At 64.9% G+C, this 16,554-nt stretch carries 13 protein-coding genes and 1 tRNA gene; 10 read left to right on the forward strand and 4 right to left on the reverse strand.

The window, feature by feature from the left end; all coding sequences use genetic code 11:
* Positions 1-2 precede the first annotated feature (2 nt).
* The 8 genes from RAN53_RS14230 (at position 3) to RAN53_RS14265 (ending at position 9,853) form a co-directional block, all read left to right on the forward strand.
* Positions 3-77: transfer RNA gene (locus tag RAN53_RS14230), tRNA-His, on the forward strand.
* A gap of 294 nt (positions 78-371) precedes the next feature.
* Positions 372-1,736, forward strand: coding sequence for a trigger factor (tig, locus tag RAN53_RS14235; protein ID WP_305797460.1), 1,365 nt, complete (start codon positions 372-374; stop codon positions 1,734-1,736).
* A gap of 96 nt (positions 1,737-1,832) precedes the next feature.
* Complete coding sequence (clpP, locus tag RAN53_RS14240) at positions 1,833-2,453, forward strand: ATP-dependent Clp endopeptidase proteolytic subunit ClpP (protein WP_282040106.1); 621 nt, start codon at positions 1,833-1,835, stop codon at positions 2,451-2,453.
* A gap of 109 nt (positions 2,454-2,562) precedes the next feature.
* Positions 2,563-3,843: an ATP-dependent Clp protease ATP-binding subunit ClpX gene (clpX, locus tag RAN53_RS14245; RefSeq protein WP_305797461.1), complete on the forward strand. Its 1,281-nt coding sequence runs from the start codon at positions 2,563-2,565 to the stop codon at positions 3,841-3,843.
* Positions 3,844-4,011: 168 nt separating this feature from the next.
* Positions 4,012-6,381 carry an endopeptidase La gene (lon, locus tag RAN53_RS14250; protein ID WP_305797462.1) on the forward strand — a complete coding sequence of 790 codons (2,370 nt, stop codon included), beginning with the start codon at positions 4,012-4,014 and terminating at the stop codon, positions 6,379-6,381.
* A 177-nt stretch (positions 6,382-6,558) separates the two neighbouring features.
* Positions 6,559-6,831, forward strand: a complete 273-nt coding sequence (locus RAN53_RS14255) for an HU family DNA-binding protein (protein ID WP_305797463.1) — start codon at positions 6,559-6,561, stop codon at positions 6,829-6,831.
* 161 nt (positions 6,832-6,992) lie between these two features.
* Positions 6,993-8,810: a SurA N-terminal domain-containing protein gene (locus RAN53_RS14260; RefSeq protein ID WP_305797464.1), complete on the forward strand. Its 1,818-nt coding sequence runs from the start codon at positions 6,993-6,995 to the stop codon at positions 8,808-8,810.
* Positions 8,807-9,853, forward strand: coding sequence for a CobW family GTP-binding protein (locus tag RAN53_RS14265; protein ID WP_305797465.1), 1,047 nt, complete (start codon positions 8,807-8,809; stop codon positions 9,851-9,853). Before RAN53_RS14260 ends, RAN53_RS14265 begins: the two co-directional genes overlap by 4 nt.
* On the opposite strand, the gene RAN53_RS14270 is transcribed toward RAN53_RS14265, so the two are convergent.
* Complete coding sequence (locus RAN53_RS14270; RefSeq protein ID WP_305797466.1) at positions 9,828-10,589, reverse strand: UDP-2,3-diacylglucosamine diphosphatase; 762 nt, start codon at positions 10,587-10,589, stop codon at positions 9,828-9,830. The genes RAN53_RS14265 and RAN53_RS14270 overlap by 26 nt on opposite strands.
* The gene (locus RAN53_RS14275; RefSeq protein ID WP_305797467.1) at positions 10,589-11,086 is read right to left on the reverse strand and encodes a peptidylprolyl isomerase; all 498 of its coding nucleotides are present in this window, start codon (positions 11,084-11,086) and stop codon (positions 10,589-10,591) included. Before RAN53_RS14275 ends, RAN53_RS14270 begins: the two co-directional genes overlap by 1 nt.
* A 310-nt stretch (positions 11,087-11,396) precedes the next feature.
* On the opposite strand from RAN53_RS14275, the gene RAN53_RS14280 reads away from it, so the two are divergent.
* Positions 11,397-13,124, forward strand: coding sequence for a glutamine--tRNA ligase/YqeY domain fusion protein (locus RAN53_RS14280; protein ID WP_305797468.1), 1,728 nt, complete (start codon positions 11,397-11,399; stop codon positions 13,122-13,124).
* 1 nt (position 13,125) lies between these two features.
* Positions 13,126-14,538 (forward strand): cysteine--tRNA ligase, encoded by a 1,413-nt coding sequence (gene cysS / locus RAN53_RS14285; RefSeq protein ID WP_305797469.1) that lies wholly within the window; start codon positions 13,126-13,128, stop codon positions 14,536-14,538.
* Between the two features lie 127 nt (positions 14,539-14,665).
* Here cysS and RAN53_RS14290 read toward each other — a convergent pair whose 3' ends face one another.
* A complete protein-coding gene (locus RAN53_RS14290; RefSeq protein WP_305797470.1) occupies positions 14,666-15,952 on the reverse strand; it encodes a type II toxin-antitoxin system HipA family toxin in 1,287 nt (428 codons plus the stop codon).
* On the reverse strand, positions 15,945-16,223 hold the full coding sequence (locus tag RAN53_RS14295) for a helix-turn-helix domain-containing protein (RefSeq protein ID WP_305797471.1): 279 nt from the start codon (positions 16,221-16,223) through the stop codon (positions 15,945-15,947). The genes RAN53_RS14290 and RAN53_RS14295 overlap by 8 nt, the downstream gene beginning before the upstream one ends.
* Positions 16,224-16,554 lie beyond the last annotated feature (331 nt).

A 16,554-nucleotide genomic window follows, 5' to 3' on the forward strand; every position in this document is an offset into this window, starting at 1 on the left:
TGGTGGATGTAGCTCAGTGGTAGAGCCCCGGATTGTGGCTCCGGTGGTCGTGGGTTCGATCCCCATCATCCACCCCATTCCTTGATTCTTCAGTTCGACCTACCTCTGGCTCGACCTTCACGAGTTTGGCCTTCCTGGCCTGGTCTTCAGGCAGCATCTATCAGAATCGATATTCAGCGCACGGTTTGCAGCACGCGGTCGCCCAGGCGTCGGCGTTTTTGGCGTGGATGCGTCGCCGACCCTTGCAATCTCTCGCGTCGCCCCCATTTCTCTGGCCATGGCGCTTGCCAGTGCCGGGCGGGATTCATAAAATCCCCCCTTTGAAATTCCATTCACGCAACACAATGCCCCCAGTCGGTAGAGGACATTTCATGCAAGTTTCCGTCGATACGACCTCCCAGATCGAACGCCGCATCACGGTTCAAGTACCGGCCGCCGAGATCGATGAGGCCGTCAACGCCCGTCTCAAGGATGCCGCCAAGAACGTTCGTATGGACGGTTTTCGTCGGGGCAGGGTGCCGATGTCGGTGATTCGTCAGCGCTACGGCAGTGACGTGCGCAACGAGGTGGTGGGCGAGGTGATGCGTGAGCGCTACGTGCGCGCCATCTCCGAGAACGAGCTCAACCCGGCCGGCTTCCCGCAGATCGAGCCTACCGTCAACGAGGCGGGCAAGGACCTGGAGTTCGTGGCGACCTTGGAGGTCTACCCGGAGGTCGAGTTGGCCCCCATCGAGGGTACCGAGGTCGAGCGTCCCGTGGTCGAGGTGACCGAGGCCGATGTCGACGAGATGATCGACACCCTGCGCAAGCAGAACGCTGCCTGGGAAGCGGTCGAGCGTGCCGCCGAGGATGGCGACCAGCTGACCATCGACTTCCAGGGCTTCCTGGGCGATGAGCCCTTCGAGGGCGGCAGCGCCGAGGGTCACGACCTGGTGATCGGTTCCGGCAGCTTCATCCCCGGTTTCGAGGAGCAGCTCATCGGTGCCCAGGCCGGCGAAGAGAAGGAGATCAAGGTCACCTTCCCCGAGGACTACCAGGCCGAGAACCTGGCCGGCCAGGAAGCGACCTTCAAGGTCAAGGTCCACGCGGTGAAGGGTCAGGCCCTGCCCGAGATCGATGCCGAGTTCGTCACGAAGTTCGGCGTCGAGGACGGCGATCTCGACAAGTTCCGGTCCGAGGTCAAGAAGAACATGACCCGCGAGGCCAGCCAGGCTGTCGACAACCGCGTCAAGCAGCAGGTGCTCGGCGCGCTGCAGAAGGCCAACGAGATTCCGGTGCCCCAGGCCCTGGTTCAGCAGGAGACCGACGGCCTCAAGCGTCAGGCCGCCCAGCAGTTCGGCCTGGGCGAGGACTTCGATGTCTCCCAGCTGCCCAACGAGCTGTTCGAGGAGCAGGCTCGGAGCCGCGTCGAGGTGGGCCTGCTGCTGGCCGAGGTGATCAAGTCCAACGAGCTCGAGGCCAGCGACGACGAGATCCGCGCCAAGGTCCAGGAGCTCGCCGAGCAGTACCAAGAGCCCGAGCAGGTGGTCGAGCACTATATGGGCAACGACCAGCTCAAGACCCAGGTCAAGTCCGCTATCCTTGAAGAGAAGGCCGTGGACGTGCTGCTGGCCCAGGCCACCGTCAAGGACGTCGAGATGTCCTATCAGGACGTGCTGGCCGCGGCTCAGCAGCAGGAAGAGGCCGACGAGGACGAGGACAGCGAGGAGACCGGCGAGCAAGAGCGCCAGGCCTGATCGAAGTCCCTGCGTCCCGGCCAGGGTCGGGGCGCCGTTTCACGTCGCTTCCATTCATCGTCGCTTCCAGTCATCGGATGCAAGGACAACACGCAGATGAGCAACGAGTTCGATATCCAGAATGCCGGCGGCCTGGTGCCCATGGTGGTCGAGCAGAGCGCACGCGGCGAGCGTGCCTACGACATCTATTCCCGCCTGCTCAAGGAGCGTGTGATCTTCCTGGTGGGTCCGGTGGAAGACTACATGGCCAACCTGGTGGTGGCGCAGCTGCTGTTCCTGGAGTCCGAGAACCCGGACAAGGACATCCACCTGTACATCAACTCGCCGGGTGGCTCGGTGACGGCCGGCATGTCGATCTACGACACCATGCAGTTCGTCAAGCCCGACGTCTCCACCGTGTGCATCGGTCAGGCGGCGAGCATGGGCGCGCTGCTGCTGGCCGGCGGTACGGCGGGCAAGCGTTTCTGCCTGCCCAACTCGCGGATGATGATCCACCAGCCGCTGGGCGGCTACCAGGGCCAGGCCTCGGACATCGAGATCCACACCCGTGAGATCCTCGGTATCCGCGACAAGCTCAACCGTATCCTGGCCCACCATACCGGCCAGGACATCGAGACCATCGCCCGGGATACCGACCGCGATAACTTCATGGACGGCAGCCAGGCCGCGGAGTATGGCCTGATCGACGCCGTGCTGGATAAGCGGCCCACATCCTGATAGCGTGATTTGCATTACACGCTGATTGTTCCCGGCGGCGAAGGCCGCCGTTGTGAGCTCGGTGGTGCCGGCACTGGCGGGCGCCACCAACATGAAAAGAGGTAAGCGAATGGCCGACGGCAAAGGCAAGGACGACGGTGGCAAGCTGCTCTACTGCTCGTTCTGCGGCAAGAACCAGAACGAGGTGCGCAAGCTCATTGCCGGCCCGTCCGTCTATATCTGTGATGAGTGTGTCGACCTCTGCAATGACATCATTCGCGAGGAGGTGCTCGATGCCGATGCCGAGAGCGACGATGAGCGTCTGCCGACGCCTCGCGAGATCCGTCACACCCTCGATGATTATGTGATCGGCCAGGACCGCGCCAAGATGGTGCTGTCCGTTGCCGTCTATAACCACTACAAGCGCCTGAGCTCCGACGTGAAGAAAGACGACGTCGAGCTTGGCAAGTCGAACATCCTGCTGATCGGCCCCACCGGCAGCGGCAAGACGCTGCTCGCCGAGACCATGGCGCGGCTGCTCAACGTGCCGTTCACCATCGCCGATGCCACCACGCTGACCGAAGCGGGCTATGTGGGCGAGGATGTCGAGAACATCATCCAGAAGCTGCTGCAGAAGTGCGACTACGATGTGGAGAAAGCCGAGCGCGGCATCGTCTACATCGACGAGATCGACAAGATCTCGCGCAAGTCGGACAACCCCTCCATCACCCGTGACGTCTCGGGGGAGGGCGTGCAGCAGGCGCTGCTGAAGCTGATCGAGGGCACCACCGCCTCGGTGCCGCCCCAGGGCGGGCGCAAGCATCCGCAGCAGGAGTTCCTGCAGGTTCACACCGGCAATATCCTGTTCATCGTCGGCGGCGCCTTCGCCGGCCTCGACAAGGTGATCCGCGACCGCGCCGAGAAGGGCGGTATCGGCTTCAATGCCGAGGTCAAGAGCAAGGATGACAGCAAGCCGGTGGGCGATATCCTGGCCACCGTGGAACCCGAGGACCTGGTCAAGTTCGGCCTGATTCCGGAGTTCGTCGGTCGTCTGCCGGTCATCGCGACGCTGACCGAGCTGACCGAGGATGCGCTGATCGAGATCCTCACCGAGCCCAAGAACTCGCTGATCAAGCAGTACGCCAAGCTGTTCGAGATGGAGAACGTGGCGCTGGAGTTCCGCGATGACGCCCTGCGGGCGGTGGCCGGCAAGGCCATGGCTCGCAAGACCGGCGCCCGCGGGCTGCGCTCCATCCTCGAATCGGTGCTGCTCGACACCATGTACGAGATCCCCTCGCTCGAGGGTGTCAGCAAGGTGGTGATCGACGCCTCGGTGATCAGCGGCGATAGCGAGCCGCTATTGATCTACTCGCAGCAGCAGGACGCCGCCAGCGACGGTACCGACGGCTGAACGATCGGGGCTTACCCCCCACGGGAGCACCCTGTCTCCATCGCCGGCCCGGCCGGCTGGAGTCGCGGATGCTCCCGTTTTTTTATGCGCCGGCTCCTGCCTTGCAAAGTCACCCGGTCGCCCCCATTCCATGGGGCATCCCTTCGATTTCCTTGAGGTACGTCTGCGATGCAGCAGAACGCTGAACAGACCCTGAGTCTGCCCCTTTTGCCGCTGCGGGATGTGGTCGTCTACCCGCAGATGGTCATTCCCCTGTTCGTGGGTCGCGAGAAGTCGATCCAGGCGCTGGACGCCGCCATGAGCGCCGACAAGCGCGTGCTGCTGGTCGCCCAGCGCGAGGCCAGCAAGGATGACCCCGACACCGATGATCTCTTCGCCATCGGCACCGTGGCCGAGATCATGCAGCTGCTCAAGCTGCCCGACGGCACCGTCAAGGTGCTGATCGAGGGCGTGTCGCGCGCCGATGTCGGCGAGCTTCAGGCCGGCGAGGACTACACCCGCGCCGAGGCGCTGCTGCGTGAGAGCGTGCCGCTCACCGAGCGCGAGCAGGAGGCGCTGGTGCGCGTGCTGCTCAACCAATTCGAGCAGTACGTCAAGATGTCCAAGAAGGTGCCCAACGAGGTGCTCAACTCGCTCTCCGGCATCGAGGACCCCAGCCGTCTGGTGGATACCATCTGCGCGCACCTGTCGCTGAAGATCGACGACAAGCAGCAGCTGCTGGAGATGGATAGGGTCCGCGACCGCATCGAGCACCTGATGGCGCTGATCGAGTCCGAGATCGACCTGCTGCAGGTGGAGAAGTCCCAGCGCGAGTACTATCTCAACGAGCAGATGAAGGCCATCCAGAAGGAGATGGGCGAGCTCGAGAACGTGCCCAACGAGGCCGAGAAGTACGAGCAGGCCATCGAGGAATCCGGCATGCCCAAGGAGGCCCGTGACAAGGCCGTCCAGGAGCTGGGCAAGCTGAAGATGATGTCGCCCAACTCCGCCGAGGCGACGGTGGTGCGCTCCTACCTGGACTGGCTGGTGTCGGTGCCGTGGAAGAAGCGTACCCGGGTCAAGCATGACCTGGTTCACGCCCAGAAGGTGCTCGACGAGGACCACTATGGCCTGGACGAGGTCAAGGCGCGCATCCTTGAGTACCTGGCGGTGCACAAGCGGGTCAAGAAACTCAAGGGCCCGGTGCTCTGCCTGGTGGGCCCGCCCGGCGTGGGCAAGACCTCGCTGGGCAAGTCCATCGCCCGCGCTACCAACCGCAAGTACGTGCGCCTGGCGCTGGGCGGGGTGCGTGACGAATCCGAGATCCGCGGCCACCGGCGCACCTATATCGGCTCGCTGCCGGGCAAGATCGTGCAGCGCATGTCCCGCGCCGGGGTCAGGAACCCGCTGTTCCTGCTCGACGAGGTCGACAAGATCGGCATGGATCATCGCGGCGATCCGGCATCGGCGCTGCTCGAGGTGCTCGATCCCGAGCAGAACGACACCTTCAGCGACCACTACCTGGAGCTGGACTACGACCTCTCCGAGACGCTGTTCATCTGTACCGCCAACTCCATGAACATCCCCGGGCCGCTGCTCGACCGCATGGAGGTGATCCGCCTGCCCGGCTACACCGAGGACGAGAAGCTGGCCATCGCCAAGCGCTACCTGGTGCCCAAGCAGCTCAAGGCCAATGGCTTCAAGGAGGAGGAGCTGGCGTTCTCCGACGAGGCGCTGCTCGAGTTGATCCGCTACTATAGCCGCGAGGCCGGGGTGCGTGAGCTGGAGCGCCAGATCGCCAAGGTGTGTCGCAAGGTGCTGCGCGTGCGCCTCGAGAAGGAGAGCCAGGAGGGTGCCCAGGCACCCATGCTGCTGGCCGCCGCGGATATCGAGGAGTATGCTGGGGTCCGCCGTTACAGCTACGGGCTGGCCGATCAGGAGGATCAGGTCGGCCGCGTGACCGGGTTGGCCTGGACCTCGGTGGGTGGCGAGCTGCTCAATATCGAGTCGGTGGTGACCCCGGGCAAGGGGCGCATCAACAAGACCGGCTCGCTGGGCGACGTGATGAAGGAGTCGGTTAGCGCCGCCCACACCGTGGTTCGCGCGCGGGCGCTCTCCCTGGGCATCGATCCCGAGCGCTTCGAGAAGGAAGACCTGCATATCCACGTGCCCGAGGGCGCGACGCCCAAGGACGGTCCCAGCGCCGGTGTCGCCATGGTCACCGCCATGGTCTCCGCCTACACCGGCCGGCCGGTTCGCTGCGATGTGGCCATGACCGGCGAGGTCAACCTGCGCGGCGAAGTGATGCCCATCGGTGGCCTGAAGGAGAAATTGCTGGCCGCCAGGCGCGGTGGTATAAAGACCGTGCTGGTACCCGAGGAAAACCGCCGGGACCTCAAGGAGGTGCCGGATAATATCAAGGAGGCTCTCGATATCAGGCCGGTACGCTGGATCGACGAGGTGCTTGAGGTGGCATTAGCTAAAAGGAATGAGGAATCCGAAGGGGAATCCCGTTCCGAAGAAGCCGCTTCATCACAGTCAATGATCAGCACGCATTGAGGTCAATTTCCCCACCATTATTCAGCTAAAAGCCCGATATGGTGGGGCTCTGCCCCGAATGTTGCTTGACAGCGCTTTCTCCGTATTGCTATAAATTACCCTATGCTGTGATCGTGCTTGTCGGTTGAAACACCGGTTCGATTGGAGCCAATTTCCGAAAAAGTCAAGGGGTGAAGTGTGAACAAGTCTGAGCTGATCGAAGCCATCGCCGCGTCTGCCGATATTCCCAAGGCATCCGCCGCGCGTGCCCTGGATGCCATGGTGGATTCCGTGACCGATAGCCTCAAGAAAGGCGACAGTGTCTCCCTCGTCGGTTTCGGTACCTTCCAGGTGAAGGAGCGTGCCGCTCGCACCGGTCGCAACCCCCAGACCGGTCAGCCGATCGAGATCAAGGCGGCCAAGGTGCCCGGTTTCAAGGCCGGCAAGGCGCTGAAGGATTCCGTCAACTGATCCTGCGTCAACCTGGAGATGCGCGCCGCCCGCGCCGCTGATGGTTGACCGCCGATGGTTGATTGATACAGGCGCATCGCCCCCGGCGGTGCGCCTGTCTTCGTTTTACTGACACCCGATTCCCTAGCCATCCATTTCGAGGCAACACTTCCGAGGCCAGCATGCTGCAGAGTATTCGAGACCGCTCCCGAAGCTGGGGAGCCAAGATCATCGTCGGGGCAGTGGTCGTGACCATGGCGCTGTTCGGCGTCGAGTCGCTGGTGGGCCTGTTCGGCAACAGCGGTGACGAGGTCGCCGAGGTCAACGGCGAACCGATCATGCGCCAGGAGCTCGAGCTGTCCGTCCAGCGGGCCATCCGCAGCGGCCAGGTCCCGCCGGAGCAGGAGCGCGCGCTGCGTGGCCAGATGCTCGACACGCTGATCACCGACAAGGTGCTGAGCCAGTATGCCGAGGAGGGCGGCCTGCACCTCTCCGAGGAGCAGCTCGACCAGATCATCGTCTCGCTGCCCGAGTTCCAGGATCAGGAGGGACGCTTCGACAGCGAGCTGTTCCGCAACCGCCTGGCCAGTGCCGGCTATACGCCGGTGGGCTTTCGCGACCAGCTGCGCCGCGACATGAAGCAGCAGCAGCTGCAGCAGGGGCTGGCATTCAGCGACTTTACCCTGGAGAGCGAAGAGCAGCGCCTGGCCGAACTGCAGCGCCAGACGCGCACCTTCCGCCACGCGGCCCTGGATGCCGGATCGCTGGAGGAGGAGATCGTCCCCTCCGAGGCGGCCATCGAGGCGTACTACGCCGATCACCGGGACGACTTCCGCCGGCCCGAGCAGGTGCGCCTGAACTACGTGGTGCTCGATCGCCAGGCGATGGCCGAACAGGCGGAGGTCGACGAGCAGGCGCTGCGCGACGCCTGGCGCGAGCAGACCGCCGATGCCGATCGCCGGCTCTCGCACATCATGCTGAGCTTCGGCGGCGAGCGCACCCGTGAGGAGGCGATGGCCGAGTTGGAGGAGGTCCAGGCTCGCCTCGCCGAGGGTGAGTCCTTCGCCGACCTGGCCGCCCGGGTGTCCGATGACACCGTCTCCGCCGAGCAGGGGGGTGACCTGGGTGTGGTCAGTCGCGGCTTCTTCGGCGAGGCCTTCGACGAGGCCGCCTTCTCGCTGGGTGAGGGGGAAGTTTCGGAGATCGTCGAGACCGACAACGGCCTGCACCTGCTGACCGTGACCGAGCTGGAGCGCCCGTCGTTCGAGTCCATGCGTGATGACCTGCGCCGTGAGCTGGCCCTGAGCCGGGTTTCCGGGGAGTTCAACGAGAAGGCCCAGCAGCTGATCGACGAGAGCTTCGCCGCCGATGACCTGCAGGGCGTCGCCGAGGATCTCGGGCTCGAGCTTCAGACCAGCGACTGGGTCTCCCGCGATGACGCCGAGGGCGTGCTCTCCGAGCCGGGCGTGATGACCCAGGCGTTCAGCGGCGACGTGCTCGAGGAGGGCTACAACAGCGAGGTGATCGAGCTGGATAACGATCGCCGCCTGGTGCTGCGCGTGGCCGAGCATCGCGAGGCGACCACGCTGCCGCTGGTCGATGTGCGTGACAAGGTGGCCGCCGAGGTCGCCCAAACGCTGCGTCGCGACGCGCTGCGTACCCGGGCCGATGAGCTCGTTGCCGCCCTGCGCGACGGTGAGTCGGTGGGCCTCGATTGGCAGCAGGCCGAGGAGGTCAGCCGTCAGCAGAGCCAGGGCCTGTCGCGCACGCTGGTGGACGCGGCCTTCCGGCTGCCGGCCCCCGAGGGTGATGCCCCGACCTATGGCGCGGTGGTCGATGGCGATCGCGCCGTGATCATCGCCCTTCAGTCGGTCGGCGAAGGCGAGGTGGACGAAGAGGTCGAGCAGTTCGTCTCCTCCATGGCCGAACGCCTGCGTGCCCAGGCCGCCATCCAGGGGCTCATCGAGCACCTGCGCAGCGAGGCGGAGATCAAGCGGTGAGGGATATCCCCGTCCACCTGATCACCGGCTTTCTGGGCAGCGGCAAGAGCACGCTCATCCACCACCTGATCGAGCAGAAGCCGCCCGGGGAGCGCTGGGCGGTGCTGATCAACGAGTTCGGCCAGGTGGGCATCGACCAGGCGATGTTCGAGTCCCGGGACGATCTGGTGGTCAAGGGGCTTCCCGGAGGCTGCCTCTGCTGCCAGCTGGCCTTCGTGATGCAGGCGACCCTGGTCAACCTGCTGCATCGCCACCGCCCCGACCGGCTGATCATCGAGCCTTCGGGGCTGGGGCATCCGGCGGGGCTGCTGGAGGTGTTGCGCGGCGAGGCCTTCGCCGAGGTCCTCGACGTGCGTAGCGTCGTGGCACTACTCGATCCTCGCCGCCTGGACGACCCTCGGGCCCGGGAACACGAGACCTTCCGCGACCAGCTCGCCATGGCCGATGGCGTGGCCTTGACCATGACCGACCTGGCCACGCCGGCCCAGCTGGCCGCGGCGAGGGAATGGCTGGAGCGGCTGTGGCCGCCCAAGGGCTGGATCCTCGAGGCACCCGGCGGCGAGCTGCCCCTGGCGAGGCTGACGGTGGGCGAGCGAGGGGTGACACCCCGGGCGGAGGCCGACAGCGCTGCCCATCGGCACCTCAGGCAGGCGGCGGACGACTCTCGCGGCATGAGGGGCGTGGTGCTGGAGGAGTTTGTCGAAGCGCTGCCCGAGCCGGGCAGGCCCCGGCGGGAGAGCGGTAGCGCCCTGGGCCACGGGACCCTGGGCTGGCGGTGGCATCCGCAGGACGTCTTCGATCTGGATCGCCTGGGGGAGCGACTGGGCGGGCTGCCGGGTCCCCTCAGGGTCAAGGGGGTCTTTCACACCGACGCCGGCTGGAAACTCTACAATCGTGCCGCGGGGGCGGTCAGCCTGACCGATAGCGCCTGGCGGCGTGACTCACGCCTCGAGATCATCGGTGAGGCGGGGAGCCTGCCCGATCCCGAGGCGCTGGAGGTGCTGTTGCAGGGCTGTCTTACTGGCTCAGCGGAATCTCCCTGAGCCGCAGCGCACCGCCGTCGACCACGATCTCCCACCCCTTGCCGGGCTGCCAATCACCGAGCACGATGCGCTGTGCGCGCTGGCCGTCGACCTCGAGCTCATGCACCGCCGGGCGGTGAGTGTGGCCGTGGATCAGCGTCGTGACGCCGTGCGCGGCCATCACCTTGACCACCTCCTCGGGCGTCACGTCCATGATGTCCTCGGCCTTGTTGGAGTTGGCCTCACCGGACTGGGCGCGCAGCTGGCTGGCCAGGGCGACGCGCTGGTCGATGGGCATCGCCAGCACCTGCTGCTGCCACAGCGGATGGCGGGCCTGGGCGCGGAAGGCCTGGTAGGCCTCGTCCCGCGTGCACAGGCTGTCGCCATGCATCAGCAGCACCGGCTGGCCGCCGAGCTCGACCACGCTGGGATCCTCCAGCAGGGTGGCGCCGGCCTCGCGGGCGAAGCGCTCACCCAGCAGGAAGTCGCGGTTGCCATGCATCAGGAAGATCGCGGTGCCGTCCTCGGCCAGGCGCTTGAGCGCACGCGCGATACGCGCCGCCAGGTCGGCATTGCCGGTGGGGTCGGCGCCGGCGAGGTCCAGCAGGTCGTCGCCGATCCAGGCCTCGAAGAAGTCGCCGAGGATATACAGGGCATCGCTGCCGCAGGCGCGCTCCTCCAGCCAACGCAGGAAGCCCTCGGTGATCTCGGGGGCGCCGGGGTGCAGGTGCAGGTCGGAAATCAGCAGGGTGCGCATCACTCGCCCTTGACGTAGGCCTTTTCGATGATCACATCCTGGGCCGGCACGTCGGCGTGCATGCCGCGGCGGGTGGTCTCGACGTTCTTGATCTTCTCGACCACGTCCATGCCGTCGACCACGCGCCCGAACACGCAGTAGCCCCAGCCCTGAATGGACTTGCCGCTGTGGTTGAGGAAGGTGTTGTCGGCGACGTTGATGAAGAACTGGGCGGTGGCGGAGTGCGGGTCCTGGGTGCGGGCCATGGCCAGGGTGCCGATCTCGTTGGCCAGGCCGTTGTCGGCTTCGTTCTCGATCGGGTCGCGGGTCGGCTTCTGGTTGAAGTTCTCGTCGAAGCCGCCGCCCTGGACCATGAAGCCCTCGATCACGCGGTGGAAGAGAGTGCCGTCGTAGAAGCCGTCGCGCACATACTGTTCGAAGTTGGCAGCGGTCTTGGGGGCCTTCTCGTGGTCGAGCTCGACGCTGATGTCGCCGTAGGTGGTCTGCAGAACGATCATGGGTAAGTTCCTGTGTGATAAAGGGGCTTCGCCTTGGCGTTGCCCATGGACGTGGCGCTATAATAACGGTTTTGCTTCCATGCGCGAAGCGAGCGTGGGGCTGACCAAGGCTATTTGCCGATGGTGGCATCGCTCGGGGCTGATCCGGGGGCAGGCCTTCGAGGAGGCGCTGTGAACCCCTCCCTGGGCGCTACCGACGCCATCCCTGGCGTAGGACCTCCTCTTCGCCCTGCCCCCGGCGCCCCTCACCGAGGCGGCACCGCTTGCGCCGTCAGGCCCGCACTTTCAACCAGAGGCTGTTTTTCTCGACATGTCCACCGAAACCACCAGCGCCCCGAATTTCATCCGCAACCAGATTCGCGAGGAGCTCGAGGCCGGGCGTACCGGCAAGATCGTGACCCGCTTCCCGCCGGAGCCCAACGGCTTCCTGCATATCGGGCACGCCAAGTCGATCTGTCTCAACTTCGGGCTGGCCGAGCAGTTCGGTGGCGACTGTCATCTGCGTTTCGATGACACCAATCCGGCCAAGGAAGAGCAGGCCTATATCGACGCCATCAAGGCGGATGTCCGCTGGCTGGGCTTCGAGTGGGCGGGGGCGGTGCGCTTCGCCTCCGACTACTTCGACCAGCTCTACGCCTGGGCCCAGCACCTGATCCGCGAGGGCAAGGCCTATGTCGATGATCTCTCGCCGGACGAGATTCGCGAATACCGCGGCACCCTGACCGAGCCCGGGCGCCCGAGCCCCTACCGCGAGCGCAGCCCCGAGGAGAACCTCGACCTGCTGGAGCGCATGCGCACCGGCGAGTTTGCCGAGGGCGAGAAGGTGCTGCGGGCGAAGATCGACATGGCCTCGCCCAATATCAACCTGCGCGACCCGATCCTCTACCGCATTCGCCATGCCAGCCACCACCAGACCGGTGACAAGTGGAAGATCTACCCCTCCTACGACTTCACCCATGGCCAGTCCGACGCCATCGAGGGGATCACCCACTCCGTCTGCACCCTGGAGTTCGAGGATCACCGCCCGCTCTACGAGTGGTTCCTCGACAACCTGCCGGTGCCGGCCAAGCCGCGCCAGATCGAGTTCGCGCGGCTGAACATGAACTACACCCTGACCTCCAAGCGCAAGCTCAAGCTGCTGGTGGACCAGGGCATCGTCGATGGCTGGGACGATCCGCGCCTGCCGACCATCTCCGGGATGCGGCGCCGCGGCTATACGCCGGCCTCGATCCGCAAGTTCTGCGAGATGATCGGGGTGACCCGCGCCGACGGCGGCCTGGTGGATATCGCCATGCTCTACCATGCCATCCGCGCCGACCTCGAGGACAATGCGCCGCGGGCCATGGCCGTGCTCAAGCCGCTCAAGGTGGTGCTGACCAACGTCCCGGAAGGCCACGAGGAGACCTATGAGGTGCCTGGCCACCCGGCGCGGGAGGATATGCCGGTGCGCCAGGTGCCCTTCACCCGCGAGCTCTATATCGATCAGGACGACTTCATGGAGGAGCCGCCCAAGAAGTTCTTCCGCCTGGCGCCGGGCAAGGAGGTGCGGCTGCGCAACTCCTACGTGATCCGCTGTGACGAGGTGATCAAGGACGACGCCGGCGAGATCAGCGAACTGCGCTGTTCGGTGGACTTCGACACCCTCGGCAAGAACCCGGAAGGGCGCAAGGTCAAGGGCGTGATTCACTGGGTCAGCGCCGAGCACGGCGTGCCCATGGAGGTGCGCCTCTACGATAACCTCTTCCTCGAGGAGCAGCCGGACAAGGACAAGGATGCCGACTTCCTGGAGCACCTCAACCCCGAGTCGCTGGTGGTCTGCCAGGCCGTGGGTGAGCCCGGCCTCGCCGGGGTCGACGCCGAGAGCCGCTTCCAGTTCGAGCGCGTGGGTTACTTCTGCGCCGACCGGCATGCCGCCGCCGAGGGCCGGCTGGTGTTCAACCGCACCGTGAGCCTCAAGGACAGCTGGGCCAAGGCCCAGAAGAAAGAGGTTCAGAAGCAGGAAGCCCAGAAGAACGTCCAGGACAAGCAGAAGGGCTGATATGCAGATCTACAATACGCTGACCCGTCGCAAGGAAGCCTTCACGCCCATCGAGCCGGGCAAGGTGCGCATGTACGTGTGCGGCATGACCGTCTACGACTACTGCCACCTGGGTCATGCCCGGGTGATGGTGGCCTTCGACGTCATCACTCGCTATCTGCACCACCGCGGCTATGACGTCACCTATGTGCGCAACGTCACCGATATCGACGACAAGATCCTGCGCCGGGCCGACGAGAACGGCGAGACGATCGCCTCGCTCACCGAGCGCATGATCGAGGCGATGCATCAGGATGAGGCCCGCCTCGGCGTGCTACCCCCGGATCACGAGCCCCGGGCGACCCGGCATATCGATGACATCCTCGCCATGATCGAGACCCTGATCGACAAGGGGTACGCCTATGCGGCGGATAACGGTGACGTCTACTACCGGGTGCGCCGCTTCGAGGGCTACGGCAAGCTCAACAACCGCGACCTCGACGAGATGCGCTCGGGGGCGCGGGTGGAGGTGGACGAGCACAAGGAGGATCCGCTCGACTTCGTGCTCTGGAAGGCTGCCAAGCCCGGCGAGGCGAGCTGGCCCTCGCCCTGGGGCGAGGGGCGCCCCGGCTGGCATATCGAGTGCTCGGCGATGTCGAAGTGCTGCCTGGGCGAGACCTTCGATATCCACGGCGGCGGGCCAGACCTGACCTTCCCGCACCACGAGAACGAGATCGCCCAGTCCGAGGCGGCCAACGGCAAGCCCTTCGTCAACACCTGGATGCACGCCGGGGCGGTGCGCGTGAATCACGAGAAGATGTCCAAGTCGCTGGGCAACTTCTTCACCATCCGCGAGGTGCTCGAGCACCATGACCCGGAGGTGGTGCGCTATCTGCTGGTGGCCAGCCACTACCGCAGCGCCATCAACTATGCGCCGGAGTCCCTGGCCGACGCCCGCAAGTCCCTGGAACGCTTCTATAACGCCCTTGAAGGGCTGGCCCTGGAGGGCGTGTCGGCAGCGGAAGGCGAGGCGTCATCGGCGTTCGAGGCGCGCTTTACCGCCGCAATGGATGACGACTTCAACACCGCCGAGGCGCTCTCGGTGCTCTTCGACCTGGCCCGGGAGCTCAATCGGGCGAAGAAGGAGGCGCCGGAGAGGGCGCCGGCCCTGGCCGCCGAGCTCAGGCGCCTGGGTAACATCCTGGGACTGCTGCAGCAGGACCCGGCGACCTTCCTCAAGGCGGGTGCCGCTGAGCTGCCGCTCTCCGAGGCTGAGATCCAGGCGAAGATCGACGAGCGCGCCGCGGCCAAGAAGGCGAAAGACTTCGCCGCCGCCGATGGCATCCGCGACGAGCTCGCCGCCCTGGGCATCATCCTCAAGGACTCACGGGAAGGCACCAGCTGGGTGTTCGAGAAGCCTGAGGCCGAGGAATAGGGCAGGCCCCTTGCGCTGAACGCCTCGCTCCAGAAAGCCTGCCACAGAAAACCAGCACGCCCGGCCCCCTGAGCTTCATCCACAGGGGAGTTGGGCGTTGTGGTCTTCGAGGTGGAGGGCCGGCGTACTATCCTGTCAGAAGAGCGCGGTTGGCTTTCTGGAGAGCATCCAGGTGCTGCGCTATTTCCCGACGTACTCCTGCACTGATGCCCAGCCCCCTGGCCTCCTCATCCCATGCGTTGATCGCCGTCACTACCTCCTCGATGACTTGCCGAGCCTCGCTCCAGCGTGTGAAGCCGGCCTGGTCGGCTAGTGCCTGAACGACCTTTAACGGCGGGTTCTTGCCGTGTCCCTTGAAGGCGGTGGCGTGCTCGCCGTAAGGGCCCGGGCTGAATGTCATGTCATAGGCGGGGGAGAGGCGCCATTGGCCGTCATCCTGCAGGAGAAAGGTCCAGTTCTTGCTGTGATCGTCCTGGTTGCAGGCGAAGAGGTTGAAGATCGCCCGCCGAAACAGTGCTCTGCCGACGGCGGGCCTGCCACAGAGGACCTGGCCGGCCTTGATGAGGTCTTCGTAATCGAGTGATGGAAGGCGGAAGTCGGCGTCCAGTAGTCCGCAGGCACTGCTCATGTGATAGCGCCCCTGCAGGCTGCAGTCGAAGCGCCTCAAGGCCAGCCAGGCCAGCGCCGGAGAATCTGCTGGTGGCGTAATGAGCTGCCACTCTGGCGTTTCGATTCCAGCGCGTTTGGCCAGGGTCAAGTAGGCCGCTTCGCAGAGCCCTTCTTCATGCCCCAGCGGCAGTGCGCTGGAGGTGAACTTGACCAGCCAGGGCTCCAGTTCCGGGCGAGGGCGTGTGCTGGCCCGGTCGGTGGTGCCTGGCGAGAGGTAGACCTGCACCTTGGGACGGGCCCCGCCCGAGCTGCCTGCCTGGGCGAGGGTGGCGAGCACGTCATCGGTCTGGCCTTCGAACAGTCGTCGGGCCTGCTCACCCAGCTCGCCCAGGCGGCTCCAGTGGTCGGCTTCACCCGCAGCGACAAGCTCGGAAGCTGGGTGGTAGCTGATCGCCCCCATGCCGTGCTCGCCGACAAAGGCCAGCCGGTCCATGGCTGTCACCGCATGGGGTGGAATGCCGTGTTGCCGAAACAGCCGGTCCATCAGCATCAGGCCCCAGCCGTCTGGCAGCGAATCGGCGAACAGACCATGGAGTCCCTGGTGGGGAGAGGGCGGGGCCGCATGCAGGCGCGTGTCGAAAGAGAGCTGGAACGGCGACAGGCTGTGATGCTCGCGGCAGTAGACATCGTCGTACTGGAAGAAGACACCCTGGCGGTTCTGGGCGAGTCGGCCGACACGCACCTGACGGCCATCGCTGAGTCGACGGCGGACGTCCAGCTGCCGGACGGGAGCAAAATCACTCATCACGCAGCACCTCTTCGATGCTGCCAGGCATGTCCGGCCTCGGGGTCGTCAGCTCCGCTATAGGCTCCAGGCGATCCACACTCTGCCAAAGTAGCAGGAACTGTCGAAGTGAGATCTGGCCGGTCGTCTCGAACCGCTTGATCGTGGGAGCCGGCACGCCGCTACGCTCGGCTAGAGCGTCTCGCGACAGCTTCAGCTCTCGTCGGCGTTGTCGAACCGTTTTCGCCAGGTCGTGCTGGACATCGCTGGCGGTAAGTAGCGTGAGTCGCATGGCGCCTTTTATGTAGATATTATGATGTCTATAAACAATTAAACCGCATAATTATGGATAATATAGTATCCAATTTTTGCTTAATCAACTCATCGTGGCCTGTTTCTGGATGTTTATTTTCCGATAGGGATAATAGCCGAGCAGATACCCTTGTTGCCTTTGACATCCTCCCCCTCCCACAGCTCTTCATGTCGCGGTCGATGCCCCGGGTGCCGCGGCCCGGGCAATCCCAGGTGCGGACATTCAGCGGCATCGCGTCGGTGATGCCAGGGCAGTCGTTGCGACAGGGCCTGTGCGATAAACTGCGCAGTCCTTTGTCCCCATGGCATTT

It is taken from the genome of Halomonas sp. SSL-5, assembly GCF_030708455.1.
In the GTDB taxonomy this organism is placed as follows: Bacteria; Pseudomonadota; Gammaproteobacteria; order Pseudomonadales; family Halomonadaceae; genus Halomonas.

Excerpts from the sequence above, each read along its gene's own strand:
- clpX (WP_305797461.1), top strand. The coding sequence starts at position 2,563 with ATGGCCGACGGCAAAGGCAAGGACGACGGTGGCAAGCTGCTCTACTGC.
- cysS (WP_305797469.1), top strand. The coding sequence starts at position 13,126 with ATGCAGATCTACAATACGCTGACCCGTCGCAAGGAAGCCTTCACGCCC.
- RAN53_RS14275 (WP_305797467.1), bottom strand. The coding sequence starts at position 11,086 with ATGATCGTTCTGCAGACCACCTACGGCGACATCAGCGTCGAGCTCGAC.
- RAN53_RS14270 (WP_305797466.1), bottom strand. The coding sequence starts at position 10,589 with ATGCGCACCCTGCTGATTTCCGACCTGCACCTGCACCCCGGCGCCCCC.
- lon (WP_305797462.1), top strand. The coding sequence starts at position 4,012 with ATGCAGCAGAACGCTGAACAGACCCTGAGTCTGCCCCTTTTGCCGCTG.
- RAN53_RS14290 (WP_305797470.1), bottom strand. The coding sequence starts at position 15,952 with ATGAGTGATTTTGCTCCCGTCCGGCAGCTGGACGTCCGCCGTCGACTC.
- RAN53_RS14280 (WP_305797468.1), top strand. The coding sequence starts at position 11,397 with ATGTCCACCGAAACCACCAGCGCCCCGAATTTCATCCGCAACCAGATT.
- RAN53_RS14295 (WP_305797471.1), bottom strand. The coding sequence starts at position 16,223 with ATGCGACTCACGCTACTTACCGCCAGCGATGTCCAGCACGACCTGGCG.
- clpP (WP_282040106.1), top strand. The coding sequence starts at position 1,833 with ATGAGCAACGAGTTCGATATCCAGAATGCCGGCGGCCTGGTGCCCATG.
- RAN53_RS14260 (WP_305797464.1), top strand. The coding sequence starts at position 6,993 with ATGCTGCAGAGTATTCGAGACCGCTCCCGAAGCTGGGGAGCCAAGATC.
- tig (WP_305797460.1), top strand. The coding sequence starts at position 372 with ATGCAAGTTTCCGTCGATACGACCTCCCAGATCGAACGCCGCATCACG.